15 protein-coding genes and 3 pseudogenes are annotated in these 19506 nt (G+C 61.0%); 9 read left to right on the top strand and 9 right to left on the bottom strand.

What is annotated here, in order from left to right; translation table 11 throughout:
- Nucleotides 1–154: 154 nt before the first annotated feature.
- Nucleotides 155–1306, bottom strand: coding sequence for an MFS transporter (locus FBY04_RS18850; protein WP_145316186.1), 1152 nt, complete (start codon nucleotides 1304–1306; stop codon nucleotides 155–157).
- A 165-nt stretch (nucleotides 1307–1471) separates the two neighbouring features.
- Here FBY04_RS18850 and FBY04_RS18845 point away from each other — a divergent pair, with 165 nt between their 5' ends.
- A complete protein-coding gene (locus tag FBY04_RS18845; protein WP_145316184.1) occupies nucleotides 1472–2464 on the top strand; it encodes a diaminopimelate epimerase in 993 nt (330 codons plus the stop codon).
- A gap of 131 nt (nucleotides 2465–2595) precedes the next feature.
- Here FBY04_RS18845 and codA read toward each other — a convergent pair whose 3' ends face one another.
- Genes codA through FBY04_RS18830 form a run of 3 tightly spaced genes read right to left on the bottom strand, consistent with a single transcriptional unit; the run spans nucleotide 2596 to nucleotide 4970 of the window.
- Nucleotides 2596–3843: a cytosine deaminase gene (gene codA / locus FBY04_RS18840; RefSeq protein WP_084323234.1), complete on the bottom strand. Its 1248-nt coding sequence runs from the start codon at nucleotides 3841–3843 to the stop codon at nucleotides 2596–2598.
- A gap of 13 nt (nucleotides 3844–3856) precedes the next feature.
- Entirely contained in the window at nucleotides 3857–4117 is a 261-nt protein-coding gene (locus FBY04_RS18835; protein WP_145316182.1) for a hypothetical protein, read from the bottom strand.
- Between the two features lie 28 nt (nucleotides 4118–4145).
- Complete coding sequence (locus FBY04_RS18830; protein WP_145316180.1) at nucleotides 4146–4970, bottom strand: alpha/beta fold hydrolase; 825 nt, start codon at nucleotides 4968–4970, stop codon at nucleotides 4146–4148.
- Between the two features lie 151 nt (nucleotides 4971–5121).
- On the opposite strand from FBY04_RS18830, the gene FBY04_RS18825 reads away from it, so the two are divergent.
- Nucleotides 5122–7884, top strand: a complete 2763-nt coding sequence (locus FBY04_RS18825) for an RHS repeat-associated core domain-containing protein (RefSeq protein WP_145316178.1) — start codon at nucleotides 5122–5124, stop codon at nucleotides 7882–7884.
- Nucleotides 7885–7943: 59 nt separating this feature from the next.
- On the opposite strand, the gene queD is transcribed toward FBY04_RS18825, so the two are convergent.
- Together queD and FBY04_RS18815 are read right to left on the bottom strand one after the other, a co-directional pair.
- On the bottom strand, nucleotides 7944–8300 hold the full coding sequence (gene queD / locus FBY04_RS18820; protein WP_028621713.1) for a 6-carboxytetrahydropterin synthase QueD: 357 nt from the start codon (nucleotides 8298–8300) through the stop codon (nucleotides 7944–7946).
- A gap of 74 nt (nucleotides 8301–8374) precedes the next feature.
- Complete coding sequence (locus FBY04_RS18815; protein WP_145316176.1) at nucleotides 8375–9454, bottom strand: patatin-like phospholipase family protein; 1080 nt, start codon at nucleotides 9452–9454, stop codon at nucleotides 8375–8377.
- A gap of 295 nt (nucleotides 9455–9749) precedes the next feature.
- On the opposite strand from FBY04_RS18815, the gene FBY04_RS18810 reads away from it, so the two are divergent.
- Genes FBY04_RS18810 through FBY04_RS18795 form a run of 4 tightly spaced genes read left to right on the top strand, consistent with a single transcriptional unit; the run spans nucleotide 9750 to nucleotide 12345 of the window.
- A complete protein-coding gene (locus FBY04_RS18810; RefSeq protein ID WP_084323231.1) occupies nucleotides 9750–10058 on the top strand; it encodes a PepSY domain-containing protein in 309 nt (102 codons plus the stop codon).
- Complete coding sequence (locus FBY04_RS18805; RefSeq protein WP_145316174.1) at nucleotides 10058–10363, top strand: PepSY domain-containing protein; 306 nt, start codon at nucleotides 10058–10060, stop codon at nucleotides 10361–10363. Before FBY04_RS18810 ends, FBY04_RS18805 begins: the two co-directional genes overlap by 1 nt.
- Before the next feature lie 3 nt (nucleotides 10364–10366).
- Complete coding sequence (locus tag FBY04_RS18800) at nucleotides 10367–11035, top strand: response regulator transcription factor (protein WP_084323229.1); 669 nt, start codon at nucleotides 10367–10369, stop codon at nucleotides 11033–11035.
- Entirely contained in the window at nucleotides 11032–12345 is a 1314-nt protein-coding gene (locus tag FBY04_RS18795; RefSeq protein WP_145316171.1) for a sensor histidine kinase, read from the top strand. The genes FBY04_RS18800 and FBY04_RS18795 overlap by 4 nt, the downstream gene beginning before the upstream one ends.
- 149 nt (nucleotides 12346–12494) lie before the next feature.
- Here the strand turns inward: FBY04_RS18795 and FBY04_RS33270 are convergent.
- Both FBY04_RS33270 and FBY04_RS33265 read right to left on the bottom strand, forming a co-directional pair.
- Nucleotides 12495–13085 (bottom strand): annotated as a pseudogene (locus FBY04_RS33270) (methyl-accepting chemotaxis protein); the annotation flags it as partial.
- Nucleotides 13086–13352: 267 nt separating this feature from the next.
- A pseudogene (locus FBY04_RS33265) lies at nucleotides 13353–14423 on the bottom strand (HAMP domain-containing protein); the annotation flags it as partial.
- Between the two features lie 577 nt (nucleotides 14424–15000).
- Here FBY04_RS33265 and FBY04_RS18785 point away from each other — a divergent pair.
- The 3 genes and pseudogenes from FBY04_RS18785 (at nucleotide 15001) to FBY04_RS33255 (ending at nucleotide 18196) form a co-directional block, all read left to right on the top strand.
- A complete protein-coding gene (locus FBY04_RS18785) occupies nucleotides 15001–16317 on the top strand; it encodes a Na+/H+ antiporter family protein (protein WP_178118295.1) in 1317 nt (438 codons plus the stop codon).
- 196 nt (nucleotides 16318–16513) lie between these two features.
- Nucleotides 16514–17338, top strand: a pseudogene (locus FBY04_RS33260) (cache domain-containing protein); the annotation flags it as partial.
- A gap of 36 nt (nucleotides 17339–17374) precedes the next feature.
- A complete protein-coding gene (locus FBY04_RS33255) occupies nucleotides 17375–18196 on the top strand; it encodes a methyl-accepting chemotaxis protein (protein WP_371850943.1) in 822 nt (273 codons plus the stop codon).
- Nucleotides 18197–18319: 123 nt separating this feature from the next.
- On the opposite strand, the gene FBY04_RS18770 is transcribed toward FBY04_RS33255, so the two are convergent.
- Nucleotides 18320–19255 carry a LysR family transcriptional regulator gene (locus tag FBY04_RS18770; protein WP_145316166.1) on the bottom strand — a complete coding sequence of 312 codons (936 nt, stop codon included), beginning with the start codon at nucleotides 19253–19255 and terminating at the stop codon, nucleotides 18320–18322.
- Nucleotides 19256–19506 lie beyond the last annotated feature (251 nt).

Here is a 19506-nt window from a genome sequence, read left to right as displayed (position 1 = left end):
ATCTCCAGTGAACAAAAGTCTGTTTGCGACAAAGATCTAATGTGGGAGCAGGCTTGCTCGCGAATGCAGTTTCATATCCAACATAAATGTGACTGACAGACCGCTTTCGCGAGCAAACCCCACACTTGTTCAGCGTCGTACACACATTTTGTGTTCAGACTTTCAACACTTTCCCGCCGATAGCCACCGCCACCAGCAACACCGCCATCAATCCAAACGCAAAACTCAAACTGCTGCCGTGGGCGATGAACCCGATCACCGCAGGCCCCGCCAGAATCCCCGCATAACCCAGCGTCGTAATGGCCGGCACGGCTACGCTTTCCGGCATCACTGTCTGTTTGCCGACGGCGGTGTACAGCACCGGCACGATGTTCGAACAACCAGCCCCCAGCAACGCATAACCGACCAGCGCCAGCTCCCAGCTCGGTGCGAATGTCGCCAGAAACAGACCGCCAGCGGCGGTCAGCCCACCGAACACCAGCACCCGTGTCGCCCCGAGGCGGTGGACAATCGCGTCTCCGGTCAGCCGGCCCACGGTCATGGTCAAGGCGAACGCGGCATAACCCAACCCTGCATACGCCGTGTCGATTCCGCGCTCCTGTGCCAGGAATACCGCACTCCAGTCGAGCGCCGCGCCTTCGGCGAGGAACACGATGAAGCACATTGCGCCAATGAACAGCACGATGCCGTGGGGAACGGCAAACGCCGGCCCCGAACTTTCACTGCCATACGGCAACATGTGCGGCGCGGCTTTGCACAGCGCGATCAGCAGCAGCACGACCACCACCAGCATCGCCCCCAGCGGCGAAACCCCGAAGCCGAGCAAGGCGCTGACGCCCGCCGCGCCGACAATCCCGCCCAGGCTGAACAGCCCGTGGAAACCCGACATCATGGTCTTGCCGCTGGCCCGTTCGACAATCACCGCTTGCAGGTTCACCGTCGAATCCACAGTGCCCAGGCCCGCACCGAACATGAACAACGCGCCGATCAGCGCCGGAATCGACGACACCGTCGCCAGCAACGGCAGCGCCGCGCAGATCAACAGGGTCCCACCGACCGCCACCCGCCGACAGCCGAAACGCGTGGCTAGAATCCCGGCCATCGGCATCGCCAGAATCGAGCCCACCCCCAGGCACAACAACAGCAAACCGAGGGTCCCTTCATCCAGCCCGGCCCGCGCCTTGGCGTAAGGCACCAGCGGCGCCCACGCGGCGATCCCGAACCCGGCAATGAAAAAAGCCACGCGCGTGGACATCTGTTCCAGGCGTCCGGGCACGAAGGTGGTCTGGGTGTTGAGGTTGGTCATATCGATCCTTGGCAAAAAACGTCGCGTCCCCAAGGGACAGTGACTCACCGATGTGGTTCGATCAGCGTCCGGACGGTTTCGCGTTCAGGCAGGGCGACATCCTTGCACAGCCCGTCGCGGTTTCGCGATATGTTGCACGCCTGCGATGGTTATACGGGAGGCGCCATGACGCCGTTTTACGATGCTCGAGGCAATATCTATGCGGTAGTGGCGCCGGACGCGGTGCGTCGCGAAGGGATCGCTTTACCGGAACAGGCCGGTCTGGCGGCGCAAACCCGCGCGGCATGGGCGATGTCGGCCATCGAGGCGTTCTGCGCCTGGGCGCCGGGCACGCAACCGTCCGGCAGCAAGGACCATCGCTGCGATGGACTGCTGGTGGGGCCGTTTCAATCAGCGCCGCCGTTCGATCTGTTGATCGTCAACACCGACGGGACTTTGGCTGAGCGCAGTGGCAACGGGCTGACGATTTTTTCCCGGGCGCTCAGTGACCAAGGGCTTTTTCCGGACAGCGATGCCTGTGTGCTCAGGGTTCATCACGACAAGTCCGATACGCCTTCTCCGGGTCAAACGTCGGTGAGCGCCGCGCAGGTCGACGGCGTGCAGGGTTTCTGGCTGGATCTGGGCAAACCGGCGTTCGGGCCGGAGGCGGTCAGTGCGCATGGGGTTGAAGGGGTGACAATGAACGGTCGCGAACTCAGCCAGGTTCAACCGCTGTCGGCACTGGAGCCGGCGTGGTCCCGCAGCCAGTTCGTACGGGTTGGCAATCCGCACTGCGTGACGCTTGTGGAGGACGCGCAGGCATTGCCGTCCAATGAACAGATGCGCGCAGCGAGGTTGTCCGAAGGCTTGACGCAAATTGCCTACGCCATGCCGACGGGGGCAGGGCGACCGTGTCCGGCGGGTATCAATCTGCAATGGGCGATGCGGGAGTCAGAAGGGCGAGTGGTCGCTCGAGTGTTTGAACGCGGGGAAGGCCCGACCGCGTCGTCCGGCACCAGTGCCAGCGCGGTGGCGTGTGCAGCCTGGCGGGTGGGTTGGGTGGCGGCGGGTGAGGTGAGCGTGGTGATGCCCGGTGGTACGGCGCCGGTTTTGCTGGAGGAAATGGACGGTGAATTGAGTCGGGTCAGTTTGTTTGGTACGGCGCGGTTGATGCGGTGATCTCAGGATCGCCTTCGCGAGCAAGCCCGCTCCCACATTTGATCTGTGTCTGACACATACTTTGTATCCACTGAAGACCAAATGTGGGAGCGGGCTTGCTCGCGAAGGCGTCATTACTGTCGACGCAAAACTCAGGGTTGCTCGCCAAAAAACTCCACCACCGGCATCTGCCGCTTCATCAACACCTTCCCTCCGCGCACCGAATACAGCGGCAACCCCTGACTGCGAATCACCTCGTAGTCGCTGTCCGCCGACAAAATCAGCAAGTTCGCCGGCCGTCCGCGTTCAAGCCCATAACGCTCACCCAACGCCATGGCCCTGGCGCTGTTGTCGGTCACCAGGTCCAGCGCGCTTTGCAGGTTGCGATACCCCAGCATGTGACAGATGTGCAGACCCGCTTCGAGCACCCGCAGGATGTTGCCGTTGCCCAGCGGATACCACGGATCGACGATCGAATCCTGGCCGAAACACACGTTCATCCCTGCTTCGAGCAACTCATTCACCCGGGTCACGCCGCGGCGTTTCGGGAAATTGTCGAAGCGTCCTTGCAGGTGGATGCTTTCGGTCGGGCAGGAGACAAAGCTGATCCCCGAATGCCCGAGCAGGCGAAACAGTTTGGCGCAGTAAGCGTTGTCGTAAGAGCCCATGGCCGTGGTGTGGCTGGCCGTGACCCGAGAACCCATGTCGCGGCTGCGGGCTTCCTCTGCCAGCACTTCGAGGAAGCGCGAATGGGGGTCGTCGGTTTCGTCGCAATGCACGTCCACCAGGCAACCGGTGCGTTCGGCCAGGTCCATCAGGAATTTCACCGAGCTCACGCCCTGATCGCGGGTGTATTCGAAATGCGGAATCCCGCCGACCACGTCCGCGCCCATGCGGATCGCTTCTTCCATCAACTCGCGACCGTTGCGGTATGACTCGATGCCTTCCTGCGGGAACGCGACGATTTGCATGTCGATCAAGTGCCGACTTTCTTCGCGCACTTCGAGCATCGCCTTCAGCGCCGTCAGCTGCGGGTCGGTGACATCGACGTGGGTGCGCACATGCTGGATGCCGTGGGCTGCCAGGGTCTGGATGGTTTTCTTCGCCCGGGTCTTGGTGTCCTCTTCGGTGATGGTCACCTTGCGTTCGCCCCAGCACTCGATGCCTTCGAACAATGTGCCGCTCATGTTCCAGCGCGGCTCGCCGGCGGTCAGTGTCGCGTCGAGGTGAATGTGCGGCTCGACGAAGGGCGGCACCACCAGGTTACCGCCGGCGTCCAGATCATCGGGGCCCAGGGTCGGCGCTTCGGTCTGACGGGCAATGTTGCTGATCAGGCCGTTTTCCAGGTGCAACTCATGCAGGCCTTCTTGGTTGCGCAGGCGGGCGTTGATGATGTGCATCAGGTGAATCCTTTTAGAGAGCTTGTAAGGGTGCGTTGGCGCTTGGCATGTCGAATACGCCCGTCACACATACGTTAGCGCGGCAGCGGCAATCGAGCATCGGCCGGACGTGAATATTGACCACGGCAGCGAAAGAAAACGCCCGCCATTGATCGGCGAAGCGGCTGAAAAAACACAATCCATTGTAGGAGCCGGCTTGCTGCGGGCGGCGTTCCGACGATGGCGGTGTGTCACGCAACATGTGTGCCGAATGACACACCGCCATCGCGAGCAAGCTTGCTCCTACAAAGAATCGAGTGTTTTCAGGGGGATTGGGGCAGGAACCGAAGCAGCGCCGCGACGATGGCCTCCGGTGCATCCTCCTGAACCAGGTGCCCGGCATTGGGGATTGGGTGAAATTGCGCCCCCGGAATCATCTGTTGCAATGCGCGGCCACGCTCGATGGGAATCCATTGGTCATCCTCACCCCACAGAATCTGCACCGGGCAACGAATCGTCGGGTACAACCCTTCAACCTCGCGGGTATAGCGCTCATCCATTTGCGCGATCTGCCGGTAAAACCCCGCCTGTCCCGGATCGCCCAGCCACGGCTGGACGTAATGGGCGAGTTCCTCGTCGGGGATTTTCCGCTTGATCGCCCCGCGAATGTAAGCCGGCACGATCGCTTGCTGAATGTAATCAGGCAGCCCGCTGAACGCCGCCTCATGCTGGCGCACATGCTGCACAAACGGCGAACCCCACGGCGTCAGCGCCACCGGGTCGATCAGCGTCAGGCTGCGGTAATTCTTGCCGTTCAGCAGATGCGCGCGCAGCACCGTGGCGCCGCCGAAATCGTGGGCCACCACATCGGGACACTCCAGACCCCAATGTTCCAGCAGTTGCGCCAACAGCTCGTTCTGTACGCCAAGGGACACATCGCCCTCGACCTTTTCGGACAGCCCATAACCCAGCAAGTCGAAGTAGTGAACCCGGTGCGACGTGATGAAGTGCGGCGCAATCCGGTGCCACACATAAGAAGAGAAGGGCGTGCCATGCACAAACACCAGCGGCGGGCCATCGCCCCGTACGGCGTAGCGAACGGAGTGCCCGTTGAAGCGAAAGGTCTGAGCCAGCGGCCAGTCAGTCATGGGGGTGTCCTCTTGGCGGGTACCAGCCAAAAAGCATAGGCATAAAAAAACGCCAGTCCCGGCAGTTTTTTTGATCTGTCGGATCAGCGGGATGAATACCTGTGATTTGTGACAGTAGACGGCTTTTGGACGCAGATGTTATCCAGAGTCCATGGACACCATCAGCCTGCATCACGGAACGCCCAAGCTCGCGGTCATCGACCCGCGCGGATTGGCCGTGCGCAACGTGGCGTATTGGCGTGGGGAGAGTGGGCAAACGCCGCAGGCGCGGGTGACGCGGCAGGTGTTCGATGCTGCTGGGCGTGGGGTTGAACAGTGGGATGCGCGGTTGTTGGTTCCTGCATTGAGTCATTGCTACAGCCTGGCCGGCAAGGCGTTGGCGGAGGATGGCGTCGATGCCGGTTGGCGGGTTTTGTTGTTGGGGCAAGCGGAGGAAGTGCAGAGCCGGTGGGACAGTCGGGGTACTCGGCAGGACACGCAGTACGACGGATCGCTGCGCCCTGTCGCCGTGACGGAACAGGCGCACCGGGAAGCAGCGAGGGTAGTTGAGCGCTTTGAATATGGCGTCGCGGATCCCGTGGTCAATCCCGGCAATCAATGTGGCCGAGTGACTCGTCACGACGATCCGGCCGGTACGCGGCATATGCCGGCGTACGATCTGCTGGGGCTGGCGCTCAGTGAAATCAGCCACTATCTGAACAGCCTTGATCCGCCGGACTGGCCGCGGGAAAGCTCCGCACGGGACCTGTTGCTTGAACCCGTCCCCGGCCTGGAAAGCCGATGGACCTATAACCCGCTCGGCGATCTGCTGAGCCTCATCGACGCTAAAAAACATCGCCGCCACTTTACGTACACCGTGGCCGGGCAGCTCAAGGAGGGCTGGCTGCAACCGGCGAACACTGCGGCGCCCGGACAGTGTCTGGTGCACGGCATCCGCTACAACCCAGGCGGGAAAGTCGAGCGGGAAATCGCTGGCAACGATGTTGTCACCGAGGCGGATTACGCGCTCGATGACGGGCGTCTGCTGCGCTTGTGCGCCGGGTTGCCGAACGCCGAGCCACTGCAAGACCTGCGATACACCGTCGACCCGATCGGCAACATCCTCCAGATCGACAATCACGCCTTGCCGATCCGTTACTACAAGAACCAGCGCGTCGACGGCCAATGCATCTATGGCTATGACACGGTGGGCCAGTTAACCCACGCTAGCGGCTGGGAAGCCGAACGCTCATCCCTTTATCCCGGCACTGCGTACCGCTCCTCGGCCAATCCCAACGCTGTGGTCAACTACGACGAAGAATACGACTACGACGCGGTCGGCAACATGATCGAGTTGCGGCACCTCGGCGTCCAGCCGTTTACCCGTCGTTGGGCCGTCGCTGCGAACAGCAACCGCAGCCTGATCGAGGATGATCAACCACCGGATTTCGACAGCCATTTTGATGACAACGGCAACCTGCAGTTTTTGCAACGTGGTCAAGCCATGACCTGGGACCTGCGCAACCAGTTGTCCAGCGTATCGCCGGTGGTGCGCGAAGACGAAGACGACGACACCGAACGCTACCGCTATGGCGGCGGAGGCAAACGCCTGCGCAAAGTCCGCACCGCACTGGCCGCCGCTCATATCGTGATCACCGAAGTGCGCTACCTGCCGGGGCTGGAGATTCATCATCGTCCGGGCGGCAAGCAGCATGAAGTGCTCGACCTCGAAGCGGGGCGCAACCGGGTGAAATGGCTGCACGGAGTCGATGCGCCCGACCATTCATTGCGTTACCTCCTGACCGACCACCTCGGCTCCGTCATGCTGGAACTGGACGAACAGGCCAAGGTGCAAAGCCGGGAAGTGTATTACCCGTTTGGCGGCACGGCTTGGGAGGATCACAGCGATCAAAGTGGTGCGTACAAAACCATTCGCTATTCAGGCAAGGAGCGGGATGCGACCGGGTTGTATTACTACGGTTTCCGCTACCTTGCGCCGTGGCTGTGCCGATGGATCAACCCGGATCCGGCGGGGGCGGTGGATGGGTTGAATGTGTATTGTTTTGTGGGGAATTCGCCGGTGGGGAGAGTGGATCGGGATGGGCGGATGTGGAGCGGAAATGAATCATTGTTTGGTGAGGACTCTCAAGAGTCCTTAGAAACGCCGCCACATATGCTCATTGCTTTAGCGATGGCTGGCTCGAGCGACCTGCCCGAAGTCATCGTTCACCCTGATGACCTCAACTCCCAGGATTCATTGGCTGATCTGTTTAAAGCGCCAGTAAATGGCGAAGAGGCAGAGCTTGCGTACTTATTTCTGGGAGTCACACCATCTCCCGTGACAGCTTTGCCCTCCATTCCTCTTATCGCCGGACTTTCGTCAGCTACTGCATCAACACTACTTAAACCTTATTCCTGCTCAATGTGCAGCAGAACGTTCAGGCTTCCTCAGCATCTCGCTGCTCATGTAAAAGCTCATACCAACAAAAACTATTTCAAGTGCGACTCGCCTGGCTGTAATAAATCGTTTTCACATAAAACCAATTTTAATCAGCATTTTCTCACTCATTCCGGCGTAAAGCCTTTCAAGTGCGATTTATGTGAAGAGTCCTTTGCACAAAAAATTACCCTCACCCAACATACATATACGCATACGAAAAATAGACCCTACAAATGTGATTGGATTGGTTGTCGCGATTCATTTTCTCAAAGTTCAACGTTGGCCCAGCACAAGCTCAAACATACCGATGTAAGGTCTTTCAAGTGTGACGTTTGTGGGAAAGCGTTTCAGCGTAAAACCCATCTAGAAAGGCATGTCTGGACCCATCGAGCGACAGCTCCATGTCAAGTTGAAGGCTGTTTCAGCAAGTTCAGCGCTCCGCAAACGCTGAGACAGCATATGAAAGAAAAACACCCCAACCACACTAAACTCTAGTGTCCTCAGAAACATGAAAGAAAAAACCACCGATCTCGGTGGTTTTTTGAGTCTGGGTTTTACTCCCCGCGATAAATACAACCGCTCGTACAAGTCTCATGAATCCGAATCGCACTAAGCTCCGGCAACAACGGCTTCAACTCACCCCAGATCCACTTGGCCAGCACTTCACTGGTCGGATTCTCCAATCCCGGAATGTCATTCAAATAGTTGTGATCCAACCGCTCATACAGCGGCTTGAAAATCGCCTTGATCTCCGAGAAGTCACGAATCCAGCCGGTATGCGGATCAAGATCGCCACTCAAGTGAATCGCCACTTTGAACGAGTGACCGTGCAGGCGGCCGCACTTGTGGCCGTCCGGGACGTGGGGCAGGCGGTGGGCGGATTCGAAGGTAAATTCTTTGAAGATTTCCACAGTGGTTTCAGCTCTGTCAGGTGGCGATCGCCGCGGCGATGTGGGCAGGCGGCGAGTTTAACAGTTTGTCCTGACTAAAGGGTCAGCAAGCGTTCGCCAAGGCGACCGTTGGCGGCCAGTTCGAGAAATTCATCGCCCAGCCTGCGACTTTCATCCATCGTCGCACGCCAGTATTTCTGCCGGCTCGGCGCATCGCCCATGAAGCGCTTGAAGTCGTTACGGTCCGGCAGTTTGCCGTAGGGCAGGCGCGCCAGGTATTCCTTCGACGGCGCCAGTAAAAGGACATCCTGCAAACGCGCAGGGCAGGCGCGACGCCACGGCAGGGTTTTGTCGAACCAGCCGGGGATGACCCGGTCGGTGAAGTGCGGATACAGCACGATGTCGTTGCCGCTGTAGGGCAGGTCGAGGTGATAGTCCAGCAGACCGCCGTCGCGGAACGTTCCGGCGCCGGCGCCCGGCAGGTCACGCACGCCTTCCATCACCATCGGGATCGAACCCGAGGCGAGCAAGGCCTGACGCAGGTTGCCGGCATTCAGCGCGACGAAGCGTGACGGGAAGTCGTTCAGCGCATGAACCGGTGGCGCCAGGCGCGGGTCGTGGATGATCAGCCGCTCGAAATGCCGCGACAGTCGCGCGCGACCGCGCAGGTTGTCGGCAATCACCGACGACAGGCCCAACCCGAGACGACCGCGATGATCGTCCGCGAGCAGGCCGTGGCTTTTGACCACCATGATGTTCAGTCGGTAATGGGCGTTGTCCAGAATCGAGGTGTCGCGGCCGTCGAGCAGGTCATTGAGCATGCGCTGCGAGCTCTGGCTGATCTGCGCCATGGTCACGCCCTTGGCGAAGTTCTGCTCGGTGTAGAGATGGCCGAGGCGGCGGATGCCTTCGGCAGCATCGGGCAGGCAGGCACTGGCAAAGCGCCAGGAACCCACCGAAGCGCCGATCAGCGACCGTTCACGCGGCACGGCAGGCAGCCATTCACCGAACAGCGCCAGGTCAAGACCTTGAATCCCCAACGCCTTCGGACCGCCAGCGGCACCCGGTAGCGTGCCGACATCGGCGGCTTTCAAACCGTGTTCGCGGATGCGCGCAAAGGCACGAGGACCGGCCTTGAGGGTCAGGGAAGGGAATTTGATGTGGATGGCGGTCATACCGGTCTCGATGTCTGGCAAGCGGGGGATTATAGACTTGCGCGATCATTGTGGGCGCGGCGGTGCGACGATGGCGGACTGACATTCACATTGATGCCGACCGACACGATGCAGCACCTGTAGGAGCCGGCTTGCTGGCGATGGCGATTTCAAAGGCGCCATCGCCAGCAAGCCGGCTCCTACAGGTGCTGCGATATCGAGTTGCCATCTCTGATGATGGCAATTCAGTTTCAATTAAGTTCGAATCGCTAAAGTGGCCGCCGTACGCAACGCATAAAAAATACGGAGACACCCCATGAAAACCCTGACTGCCCTGATCACCGCCTCCCTCATCGCCATGACCGCGAGCCTCGCCCACGCCCGTGACCTGGGCCCCGACGAAGCCCTGCGTCTGCGCGACGCTGGTACCATTGTGTCTTTCGAGAAGCTCAACGCCACGGCACTGGCCAAACACCCGGGCTCGACAGTCACCGAAACCGAGCTGGAAGAAGAGTACGGCAAGTACATCTATCAGGTGGAGCTGCGCGACCCGCAAGGCATTGAGTGGGATCTGGAATTGGACGCTGTCAGCGGGCAGATTCTCAAGGATCATCAGGATACGTAATGAAGGTGTGTTCATTTTCACGCATGGCGCTGGTGCTTCTGGCGTTTTGCTCGGTGGTCATGGCCCGCGACCTGGATCAGGACGAAGCCCTGCGCCTGCGTCAGCGGGGCGTGATCCTGCCGCTCGAGCAGCTTTTGACGCAGGCAATGGACCGCTATCCGGGGGCGAAACTGCTGGAAGCCGAGCTTGAAGAGAAACATGACGTCTACATTTATGAAGTCGAGTTGCTGACCACCGAAGGCGTGGTCCGTGAGCTGGACGTCGACGCCACCACTGGCCAGTTACTGAAAGACAAGGAAGATTGACCGATGCGATTGCTGCTGGTGGAAGACCATGTGCCCCTGGCCGACGAACTGATCGCCGGCCTCAACCGCCAGGGTTACGCCGTGGACTGGCTGGCCGACGGCCGTGACGCGGTGTACCAGGGCAGCAGCGAACCCTATGACCTGATCATCCTCGACCTGGGTTTGCCGGGTTTGCCGGGGCTCGACGTACTGGCGCAATGGCGTGCGGGCGGGCTCGCTACGCCGGTGCTGATCCTGACGGCGCGCGGCTCCTGGGCCGAACGGATCGAAGGCCTCAAGGCTGGCGCCGATGATTACCTGACCAAACCCTTCCATCCTGAAGAACTGCACTTGCGCATCCAGGCGCTGTTGCGCCGCTCCCACGGCAAGGTCAATCAGCCGACACTGCAGTCGGCGGGCTTGCACCTGGATGAAGGTCGCCAGTGCGTGACCCGCGAAGGCGCCGACATCCAGCTCACCGCCGCAGAATTCCGTCTGCTGCGTTATTTCATGTTGCACCCCGAGCAGATCCTCTCCAAAAGCCACCTCGCCGAACACCTCTACGACGGTGAAACCGAGCGCGATTCCAACGTGCTGGAAGTCCACGTCAATCACCTGCGACGCAAACTCGGGCGCAGCGTGATCGAAACCCGTCGCGGCCAGGGTTATCTGTTTGGCGGTCAAGCGCAGTGAGGTCGATCCAGCGCCGCTTGAGCCTGGGGCTGATCAGCGTGATGGTGATTGTCGGCCTGGTGCTGGCGCAAACCAGTCTGTGGCTATTCGAAATGGGTTTGCAGCGCTACCTCGAGGCGGGGCTGCGCAACGACAGCGAGAGCTTGCTGGTGGCGCTGGTGCGTGGGCCGCAAGGGCTGCAACTGGATGAGCGGCACCTGTCGCCGGCCTATCAGCGTCCGTTTTCCGGGCATTACTTCCGCATCGATTTTGCCGACAGTCATTGGCGCTCGCGCTCGTTGTGGGACCAGGAATTGCCGCGCCTCGACCATCCCGGCCTGCACAGCAACCTGCAACTGGGGCCGGAAGGTCAGCAGTTGCTGATCTTGCGTTCGGACTATCGCCGTTTGGGCCAGTCGATTTCCATCAGCGTCGCCCAGGACTACACACCGGTGCGCGACAGTTTCAAGCGCATGCAGCAAGTGGGGCTGGGCCTGGGATTGGCGGGGCTGTTGCTGATTCTGCTGTTACAGCGGATCACCGTGCGCCGTGCCTTGCGCCCACTGGAAAAGGCCCGCGAGCAGATTGCACAGTTGCAGCAGGGCCAGCGTTCGCAATTGGATGATCAGGTGCCGGTGGAGCTTGAACCGCTGGTGGCGCAGATCAACCATTTGCTGGCGCACACCGAAGACAGCCTCAAGCGTTCACGCAATGCGCTGGGCAACCTCGGGCATGCCTTGAAAACCCCGCTGGCGGTTTTATTGAGCCTGGCGTCCAGCGAAAAACTCGATGCCCATCCCGAGCTGCGAAAGATTCTAAAGGCACAACTGGAACAGGTTCAGCAGCGACTCAACCGCGAACTCAATCGCGCCCGGCTGTCCGGCGATGCGCTGCCCGGGGCGTTGTTTGATTGCGATGCGGAACTGCCGGGATTGCTCGCCACGCTGAACATGATCCACGGCGAACACCTTGAACTGAGCTATCGCGCGCCGGCCGGTTTGCAGTTGCCGTGGGATCGCGAAGACTTGCTGGAACTGTTGGGCAACCTGCTGGACAACGCCTGCAAATGGGCGGATGCCGAGGTGCGGTTGAGTGTGGTCGAGACGGCTGAAGGATTTCAGTTGAGCGTGGAAGATGATGGGCCGGGGATTCCCGAGGACCAGCGCGATCAGGTGTTCAGCCGGGGGACGCGCCTGGATGAACAGACGGATGGGCATGGGTTGGGACTGGGGATCGTGCGCGACATCGTCGACACGTGGGGCGGGTTGTTGCGGCTGGAGGAGAGCGAGTGGGGCGGGTTGAGCGTTGTCATTGAACTGCCCAAACGCTGAAATTGAAAACCCCGATAACCTGTAGGAGCCGGCTTGCTGGCGATGGCGGCGACACATTCAACACATGTGTTGGCTGTCACGGCGCCATCGTCGGAACGCCGCCCGCAGCAAGCCGGCTCCTACAGGGGGTATTGGCGAGGTCCGTTGAGTCAGACGCGGAATTGATCCATCAAACTCTGCTGCTGATTCGCCAGGCTATTCAACGACTGACTCACCCGCGCCGACTCATTCGCCTGCCCCGACAACGACTCCGTCACGTCCCGGATCGTCGCCACGTTGTTGTTAATCTCTTCCGCCACGGCGCTTTGCTCTTCCGCCGCCGACGCAATCTGCAGGTTCATGTCGCTGATCACCGTCACCGCATCGCCAATCTGCCGCAACGCCGTGACCGCCTGGCTGACCTGCTCGACACTGCCTTGCGCCTGACGATGGCTGTTGTTCATCGACCCCACCACGTCCTGGGTGCCGTTCTGCAATTGCTCGATCACCAGCCGGGTTTCTTCGACCGACTCCTGCGTACGCCGAGCCAGGTTGCGCACCTCGTCGGCCACCACGGCAAAACCACGGCCGGCTTCACCGGCACGGGCGGCTTCGATGGCGGCGTTGAGGGCCAGCAGGTTGGTCTGTTCGGCGATGGCGCGGATCACTTCCAGCACCGAACCGATCTTCTCGCTGTTCGCCGCCAGGCCCTCGACTTGCACCATCGCCGCACTCATGTCTGCGGCGAGGTTGTCGATGCTGCTGGTGGTCTGGTCGATCACCGTCAACCCGCGACGAGTGGCCTGATCCGCCTCCTTGGCAGCCTGTGCCGCTTGCGCGGCGCTGCGCGCAACGTCCTGGGCAGTGGCACTCATTTCGTGGGAGGCGGTAGCCACCTGATCGACCTGGCGGTATTGCTGCTCCATGCCGGCGCTGGTTTGCGTGGCGATGGCGGAGGACTGGTCCGCCGTGCTGCGGGCGTCCTGCACCGAGCGTTTGACTTCGGCGATGATCGGTTGCAGCTTGTCGAGGAAGCGGTTGAACCAGCCAGCCAACTGGCCCAGCTCATCCTTTTTGTCGTAGGCCAGGCGCCGGGTCAGGTCACCTTCACCGCTGGCGATGTCTTCGAGCATGTGCGCCACGCCGAGGATCGGCTTGGTCACGCTGCGTGCCATCAGCCACACCAGCAACAGGCCGATCAACGCCGCCAGCACACCGAGGCCGAGCTCGACCAACGTGCCGGCGGTGTTGCTGTCATCGAGTTGTTTCTTCAGCGCTTCGGCCGGGCCGATCAGGACTTTTTCCGGCACTTCGAGCAGCACGCCCCACGACTTGCCACCGGGGATCGGCTGGAACGGCGACAGTACTTTCAATTGCTGGTCGCTGTGCAGGCTTGCAGTTTTGCTGCTGGTGGCGAGCAGGCGGATCAGCTCGGCGCCGCTGGTTTTATCCACAGCGTCCAGGCGCTGGGCGAGTTTGCTGGTGTCCGGGCTGTAGCCGGCGAGCAAACCGGCCGGGCTGATGATGCTGACGTTGGTCTGGCCGTCATAGAGCTTTTTGCTCGCGTCCTGGCTGACCGCTTGCAGGCTGTTGAGGTTGATGTCCACCGACAGCGAAGCGATGACTTTGCCGTTGACCATCAGCGGGAACACGATGCTGGTCATCAGCACCTTCTGGCCGTCGATCGCATAGAAGTAGGGTTCGATCACGCAAGGTTTGAGCGAGGTGCGCGGGCAGGTGAACCAGGCGTTGGCGGGTTCGCCGCTGGGGCCGGTGCTGGTGTCGGCCATGTCGGTTTCGGGCAGCGCCATCGACGTCACTTTGCCGGGCGTCGGTTGCGACCAGTACAGCGCGAAACGGCCCTTGTCGTTACTGCCCAGCTCAGCCTGGCCGGCGAACAGTTCGTCCTTGCCGTCCAGCGCATTGGGCTCGAACACCAGGGACAGGCCGAGCAACTCCGGATTGGCTTGCAGCGCCGACTTGACTTGACGGGTCAGGTCTTCACGCAAGTCGAAGGCATCGAGAAAGCGTTTTTCGGCCTGGTCACGCAGGAACAACACCTGACGTGAAAAGCCGTGGCCATATTGATAGGCGTCCATGAACTGCTGGCGAATCCCCAGCGCCTGGTTTTCGCCCTGGGACTCGATCCGGGCCTGGGCGGCTTCGGTGAGCATCTCCATGCTCGAGGCTTTCACCAGCTCGGAGCTGTGCTCCATGCGATACAGCGAAAGACCTACCAGCAAGGTCACGATACCCGCCAGGCAAAGCCCGGCCAGCAGGGTGATTTTCCATTGAATGGAAAGTTGTCTGAGCGACATGGAGACGTCCTTTATTCGATAAATATCTGAGACTTTGCACTGTAACGGCCGTGATTCCGCTTTCTTTATGCTGTCCGCCGAAAATCGAATCGCTGGTGCGAACCCCTGTAGGAGCCGGCTTGCTGCGGGCGGCGCTCCGACGATAGCGGCCTCGGCTCATGCATTGGTTTTCCTGGCCCCATCGCCAGCAAGCCGGCTCCTGCAGGGGGGGCGATCTGGCGTTCGGGGCGTTGGCTTTGACAAGGCGGCAGCGGTCCGGCACAGTGCGCGCCCTCTAATAAAACCCATTCCTTGTCCCGCTGGCGTCTCTTCGCAGATTACCGGCCGGGCTCATTTCGCTTGCCTTGAGGTAACGATGATTAATGCTGTAATTGCCGCGGTCGGCGTCATGCTGGTGCTCAGCCTGTCCCGCGTGCACGTTGTGATCGCGCTGATTATCGGCGCGCTGGTGGGCGGTCTGACTGGCGACCTGGGCATCGACGCCACCCTGAAGGCGTTCAACAGCGGCCTCGGCGGCGGGGCGACGGTGGCGTTGTCTTATGCCTTGCTCGGCGCGTTCGCGGTGGCGATTGCCAAGTCCGGCCTGGCCCATGCATTGGCGGACAAGGCCCTGGCCATGGTCGATCGCCAGCACGCCAGCGGGGGCGGTTCGGTCAAGTGGCTGTTGATCGGTTTGCTGGGGGTGGTGGCCATCGCTTCACAGAATATTCTGCCGATACATATCGCTTTTATTCCGTTGCTGGTGCCGCCGCTGTTGTATGTACTGACCAAGCTGCAGCTGGATCGCCGCTTGATCGCCTGCGTCATGACCTTCGGCCTGATCACGCCGTACATGTTCCTGCCGGTGGGCTTCGGCAACATCTTCCTGAATGAAATCCTGCTGGCCAACGTGACCCGCAGCGGCGTGGACATCAGCGGCATCAACGTCACCCATGCCATGGGTATTCCGGCGTTGGGCATGGTCGTGGGGCTGGCGGTAGCGTTCATCAGTTATCGCAAGAAACGCGTCTATGACCTGGAAAGGATCGAGCAGGTCGAGCAGGTCGCGGTGCAGTACAACCCGTTGAGCCTGATGGTCGCGGGTGTGGCCATTGCGGCGGCGTTCATCATTCAGCTGCTGCTGGATTCGATGATTATCGGTGCGCTGGCAGGCTTTTTGATCTTCTCGGTGTCGGGCATCGTCAAGTGGCGCGACACCGACGACCTGTTCACCGAAGGCATGAAGATGATGGCGATGATCGGCTTCATCATGATTGCCGCCTCGGGGTTTGCCGAAGTGATGAAAGCCACCGGTCAGGTGCAGACGCTGGTTGAAGCGTCGGCGTCGTGGATCGGTCACAGCAAAGGCATCGGCGCGCTGTTGATGTTGCTGGTCGGCCTGCTGGTGACCATGGGCATCGGTTCATCGTTTTCGACGGTGCCGATTCTGGCGGCGATTTTCGTGCCGCTGTGCGTGCAGCTGGGTTTCAGCCCGATCGCCATCGTGTGCATCGTCGGCACCGCCGGTGCGTTGGGCGATGCGGGTTCGCCGGCGTCGGACTCGACGTTGGGCCCGACCTCCGGCCTGAACATCGACGGCCAGCATCACCACATCTGGGACACCGTGGTCCCGACCTTCCTGCATTACAACCTGCCGCTGCTGGCGTTCGGCTGGGTGGCGGCAATGGTGCTCTAAACAACCGAGGTCCACTGTGGGAGCGGGCTTGCTCGCGAATGCGGTGTATCAGTCGACATATCCGTTGCCTGACACACCGCATTCGCGAGCAAGCCCGCTCCCACATTGGTTCGGTGTGACGCTGGCTCAACTTTTGGTTTCGCGTGCCGTTAAAGCCTTTAACCACGCCAATAAAAATCAAAATGAGTGAACCGTCATGCGCATGAGCCTGAAGGCTAAAGTCCTGTCCCTTGCCGTCCTCCCGGTGTTGCTCTTTGCGCTGGTCATCAGCTTGACCACGTTGTTCGTTCTGCAGGAACAGGCTCGCAAGGAAGTCGAGGAGACGCGCCAGCGCCTGCTCAGCGACGCCAAGGCCACCCTGCAAAGTTATGTGGCCGTGGCGATGACTACGATCAAACCGCTCTACGACGCCGCCGCCCCGGGTGACGACGCAGCGCGAGCCCAAGTGATCAAATTGCTGTCGAGCATCAGCTACGGCAAGGAAGGCTACTTCTTCGGCTACGACTCCAACACTGTGCGCCTGTTCAAGGCCAACAGCCCCGAAGGCGTGGGCCAAAGCTTCAAGGACAACCGTGATCCGAACGGCGTCTACGTCAACCGCGACCTGGTGAAAGTCGCCAAGGACGGCACGCACTACCTGCAATACAGCTCGCCATTGCCCGGCAATACCAAGGTGCTGGTGCCGAAACTCGGCTACACCGAATACCTGCCGAAGTGGGACATGGCCTTCGGCACCTCGGTCAACCTCGATGGCATCGAAGCGCAGGTGGCGGTGGTCGAAGCCAAGGTTCAGGAGCGCATGGAAGGTGTATTGCTGAGCATCATCGGCATCGCCGTGGTGGTGCTGTTGGTGATCGCTGCCGCCGGGATGCTGCTGGCCAACACCATTTTGCGTCCGCTGAACCTGATGAAAGCCAACCTCGATGACATCGCGGCGGGTGAGGGCGACCTGACCCGGCGCTTGACCATCACCAGCCAGGACGAGCTCGGCCAGCTCGCCGGTTCGTTCAACCGTTTTGTCGACAAGATCCATGGCCTGGTGCGTCAGATCACCGAAATGACCTCGCAACTGACCGGGCTGGTGAACCAGGTGTCCGATCAGGCCCAGCGTTCGGATCAGGCGATGGAGCGTCAACGTCACGAGACCGATCAGGTCGCCACGGCAATCAACCAGATGTCCGCCGCCGCGCAGGAAGTCGCCAAAAGTGCGCAAAACGCCGCCGTCGCCGCGCAGCAGACCGACGAAGAAGGCCAGGCCGCCAAGCGTGTGGTGGCCGGCAGCATCGTGAAGATTCATGCGTTGGTGGACGATATTCGCAGCAGTGGCGTGTCCCTCGACAGCCTGCAAAAGGACGTGTCGTCGATTGTCAGCGTGCTCGGGGTGATCCGTTCGATTGCCGATCAGACCAACCTGTTGGCGCTCAACGCCGCGATCGAAGCGGCCCGTGCCGGTGAGGCCGGTCGCGGTTTTGCGGTGGTGGCCGACGAAGTCCGCGCATTGGCCAGCCGCACACAAATCAGCACCCAGGAAATCCAGGGCATGATCGATCGCTTGCAGGCCGGTACTCAATCGGCGGTGGAAGCGATGCGCCGTTCCAGCGAGGCTGGCGATGGCACGTCTGCACAGGCGAACGAAGCGGGCGCGTCCCTCGACACCATGGCCCAGCTGATCGGCACCATCAACTCGATGAACGCGCAGATCGCCAGCGCCGCCGAAGAGCAGACCGCCGTGGCCGAAGAGATCAACCGCAGCGTGCATCAGATCGCGGTGGCCGTGGACAACGTGGCCGACGAAACCCAGCTCGGCGCCCAGACGTCCCGCAGCCTGGCAGATCTGGGTCAGCGTTTGGGCAGTCTGGTCGGACAGTTCCGCATCTGACCCACACACCTTGTAGGAGCCGGCTTGCTGGCGATAGCGGTGCATCAGTCAGCATTGATGGCGCCTGACACAACGCTATCGCCAGCAAGCCGGCTTCTACATTGGGTTGCGGTGTTGCAGGTGTCAGGGCCTGTCCCAATACGGCACCGGCCCAAAACACTCGACAAAGAAATCAATCACCGTCCGCACCTTCACCGACAATCGCCGGCTACCGGGCCAGAGCACGGCGATCTGTTGCGGCTCAAGGCTGTTGGACACCTGATAGTCCCCCAGCACCGGCACCAGCGTGCCATTGCGCATCGCTTCACCGATCAGCCATGACGGAAACATCACCAGCCCCAGACCTTGTTCGGCGGCCTGGGTGAGTGTGTCCGCGTGGTTGCCGGTGATCGGTCCCTTCACCGAGAAGGGTGTCCAGTCCTGCTGACCCTGGCGGAAAAACCAGCGCTGCTGGCCGGTCACGCCTTTGTAGGCCAGGCATTGATGCGCCGCCAGGTCTTCGGGACGTTGCGGAGTGCCATGGCGTTCGAGGTAGGCCGGGCTCGCCGCGACTTGAAAGCGATGGGGCGCCAGAATGCGCGCCTGCATGCTCGAATCGTGCAGCGGGCCGATACGGAACAACAGGTCGGCGCCTTCCTGCAGCGGGTCGATGTAGCTGTCGGTCTGTTGGATATCCAGTTGCAGTTTCGGATAACGCTCGCACAGCCGCCCGAGCCACGGCGTCAGGTGCCGCTGCCCGAACACCACGGGGGCGTTGATCCGCACCAGCCCGCTGGGTTCGCTTTGCTGTTCCTGCAAGGCTTGCTCGGCTTCTTCCAGTTGCACCAGCACCAATCGCGCATGGTGGCCGAGCATTCGCCCGGCTTCGGTGGGTGAGACGGCGCGGGTGTGGCGGTAGAGCAATTGCTGGCTCAGGGCCTGTTCCATCAATTGGATCTGCCGGGAAATCGAGGAGGGCGCCAGGCCCTCGCGGCGTGCGACTTCGGAAAAGCTGCCGTGATCGAGCACCGCGACAAACAGCCGAAGCGCCTTGAATCCCAATTCGTTGAGGCCGTGCATGACGATTCCTGCTGTGCGAATTTCGCAAAAGTGTTGTCAGTATGATCCCGTTTATCGCAAAGCAGTGCCAGCCGATAATGCGCGCCAATTCCACTGACCATGCGAACCCTGTAGGAGCCGGGGTGGGGGGGGGGGGGGGGGGGGGGCGGGGGGGGGGGGGGGGGCGGGCGGGGGGGGGGGGGCCCCCCCCCCCAGCAAAACACGGCGCGCTGAGGGGGGTGGGTTAAAGGAAACTGGTCACCCCCCCGCCC

The organism is Pseudomonas sp. SJZ080, assembly GCF_007828295.1.
In the GTDB taxonomy this organism is placed as follows: Bacteria; Pseudomonadota; Gammaproteobacteria; order Pseudomonadales; family Pseudomonadaceae; genus Aquipseudomonas; species Aquipseudomonas migulae_A.
Note: the sequence above shows the minus strand (reverse complement) of the source record. Positions and strands in the feature narration are given on the sequence as shown.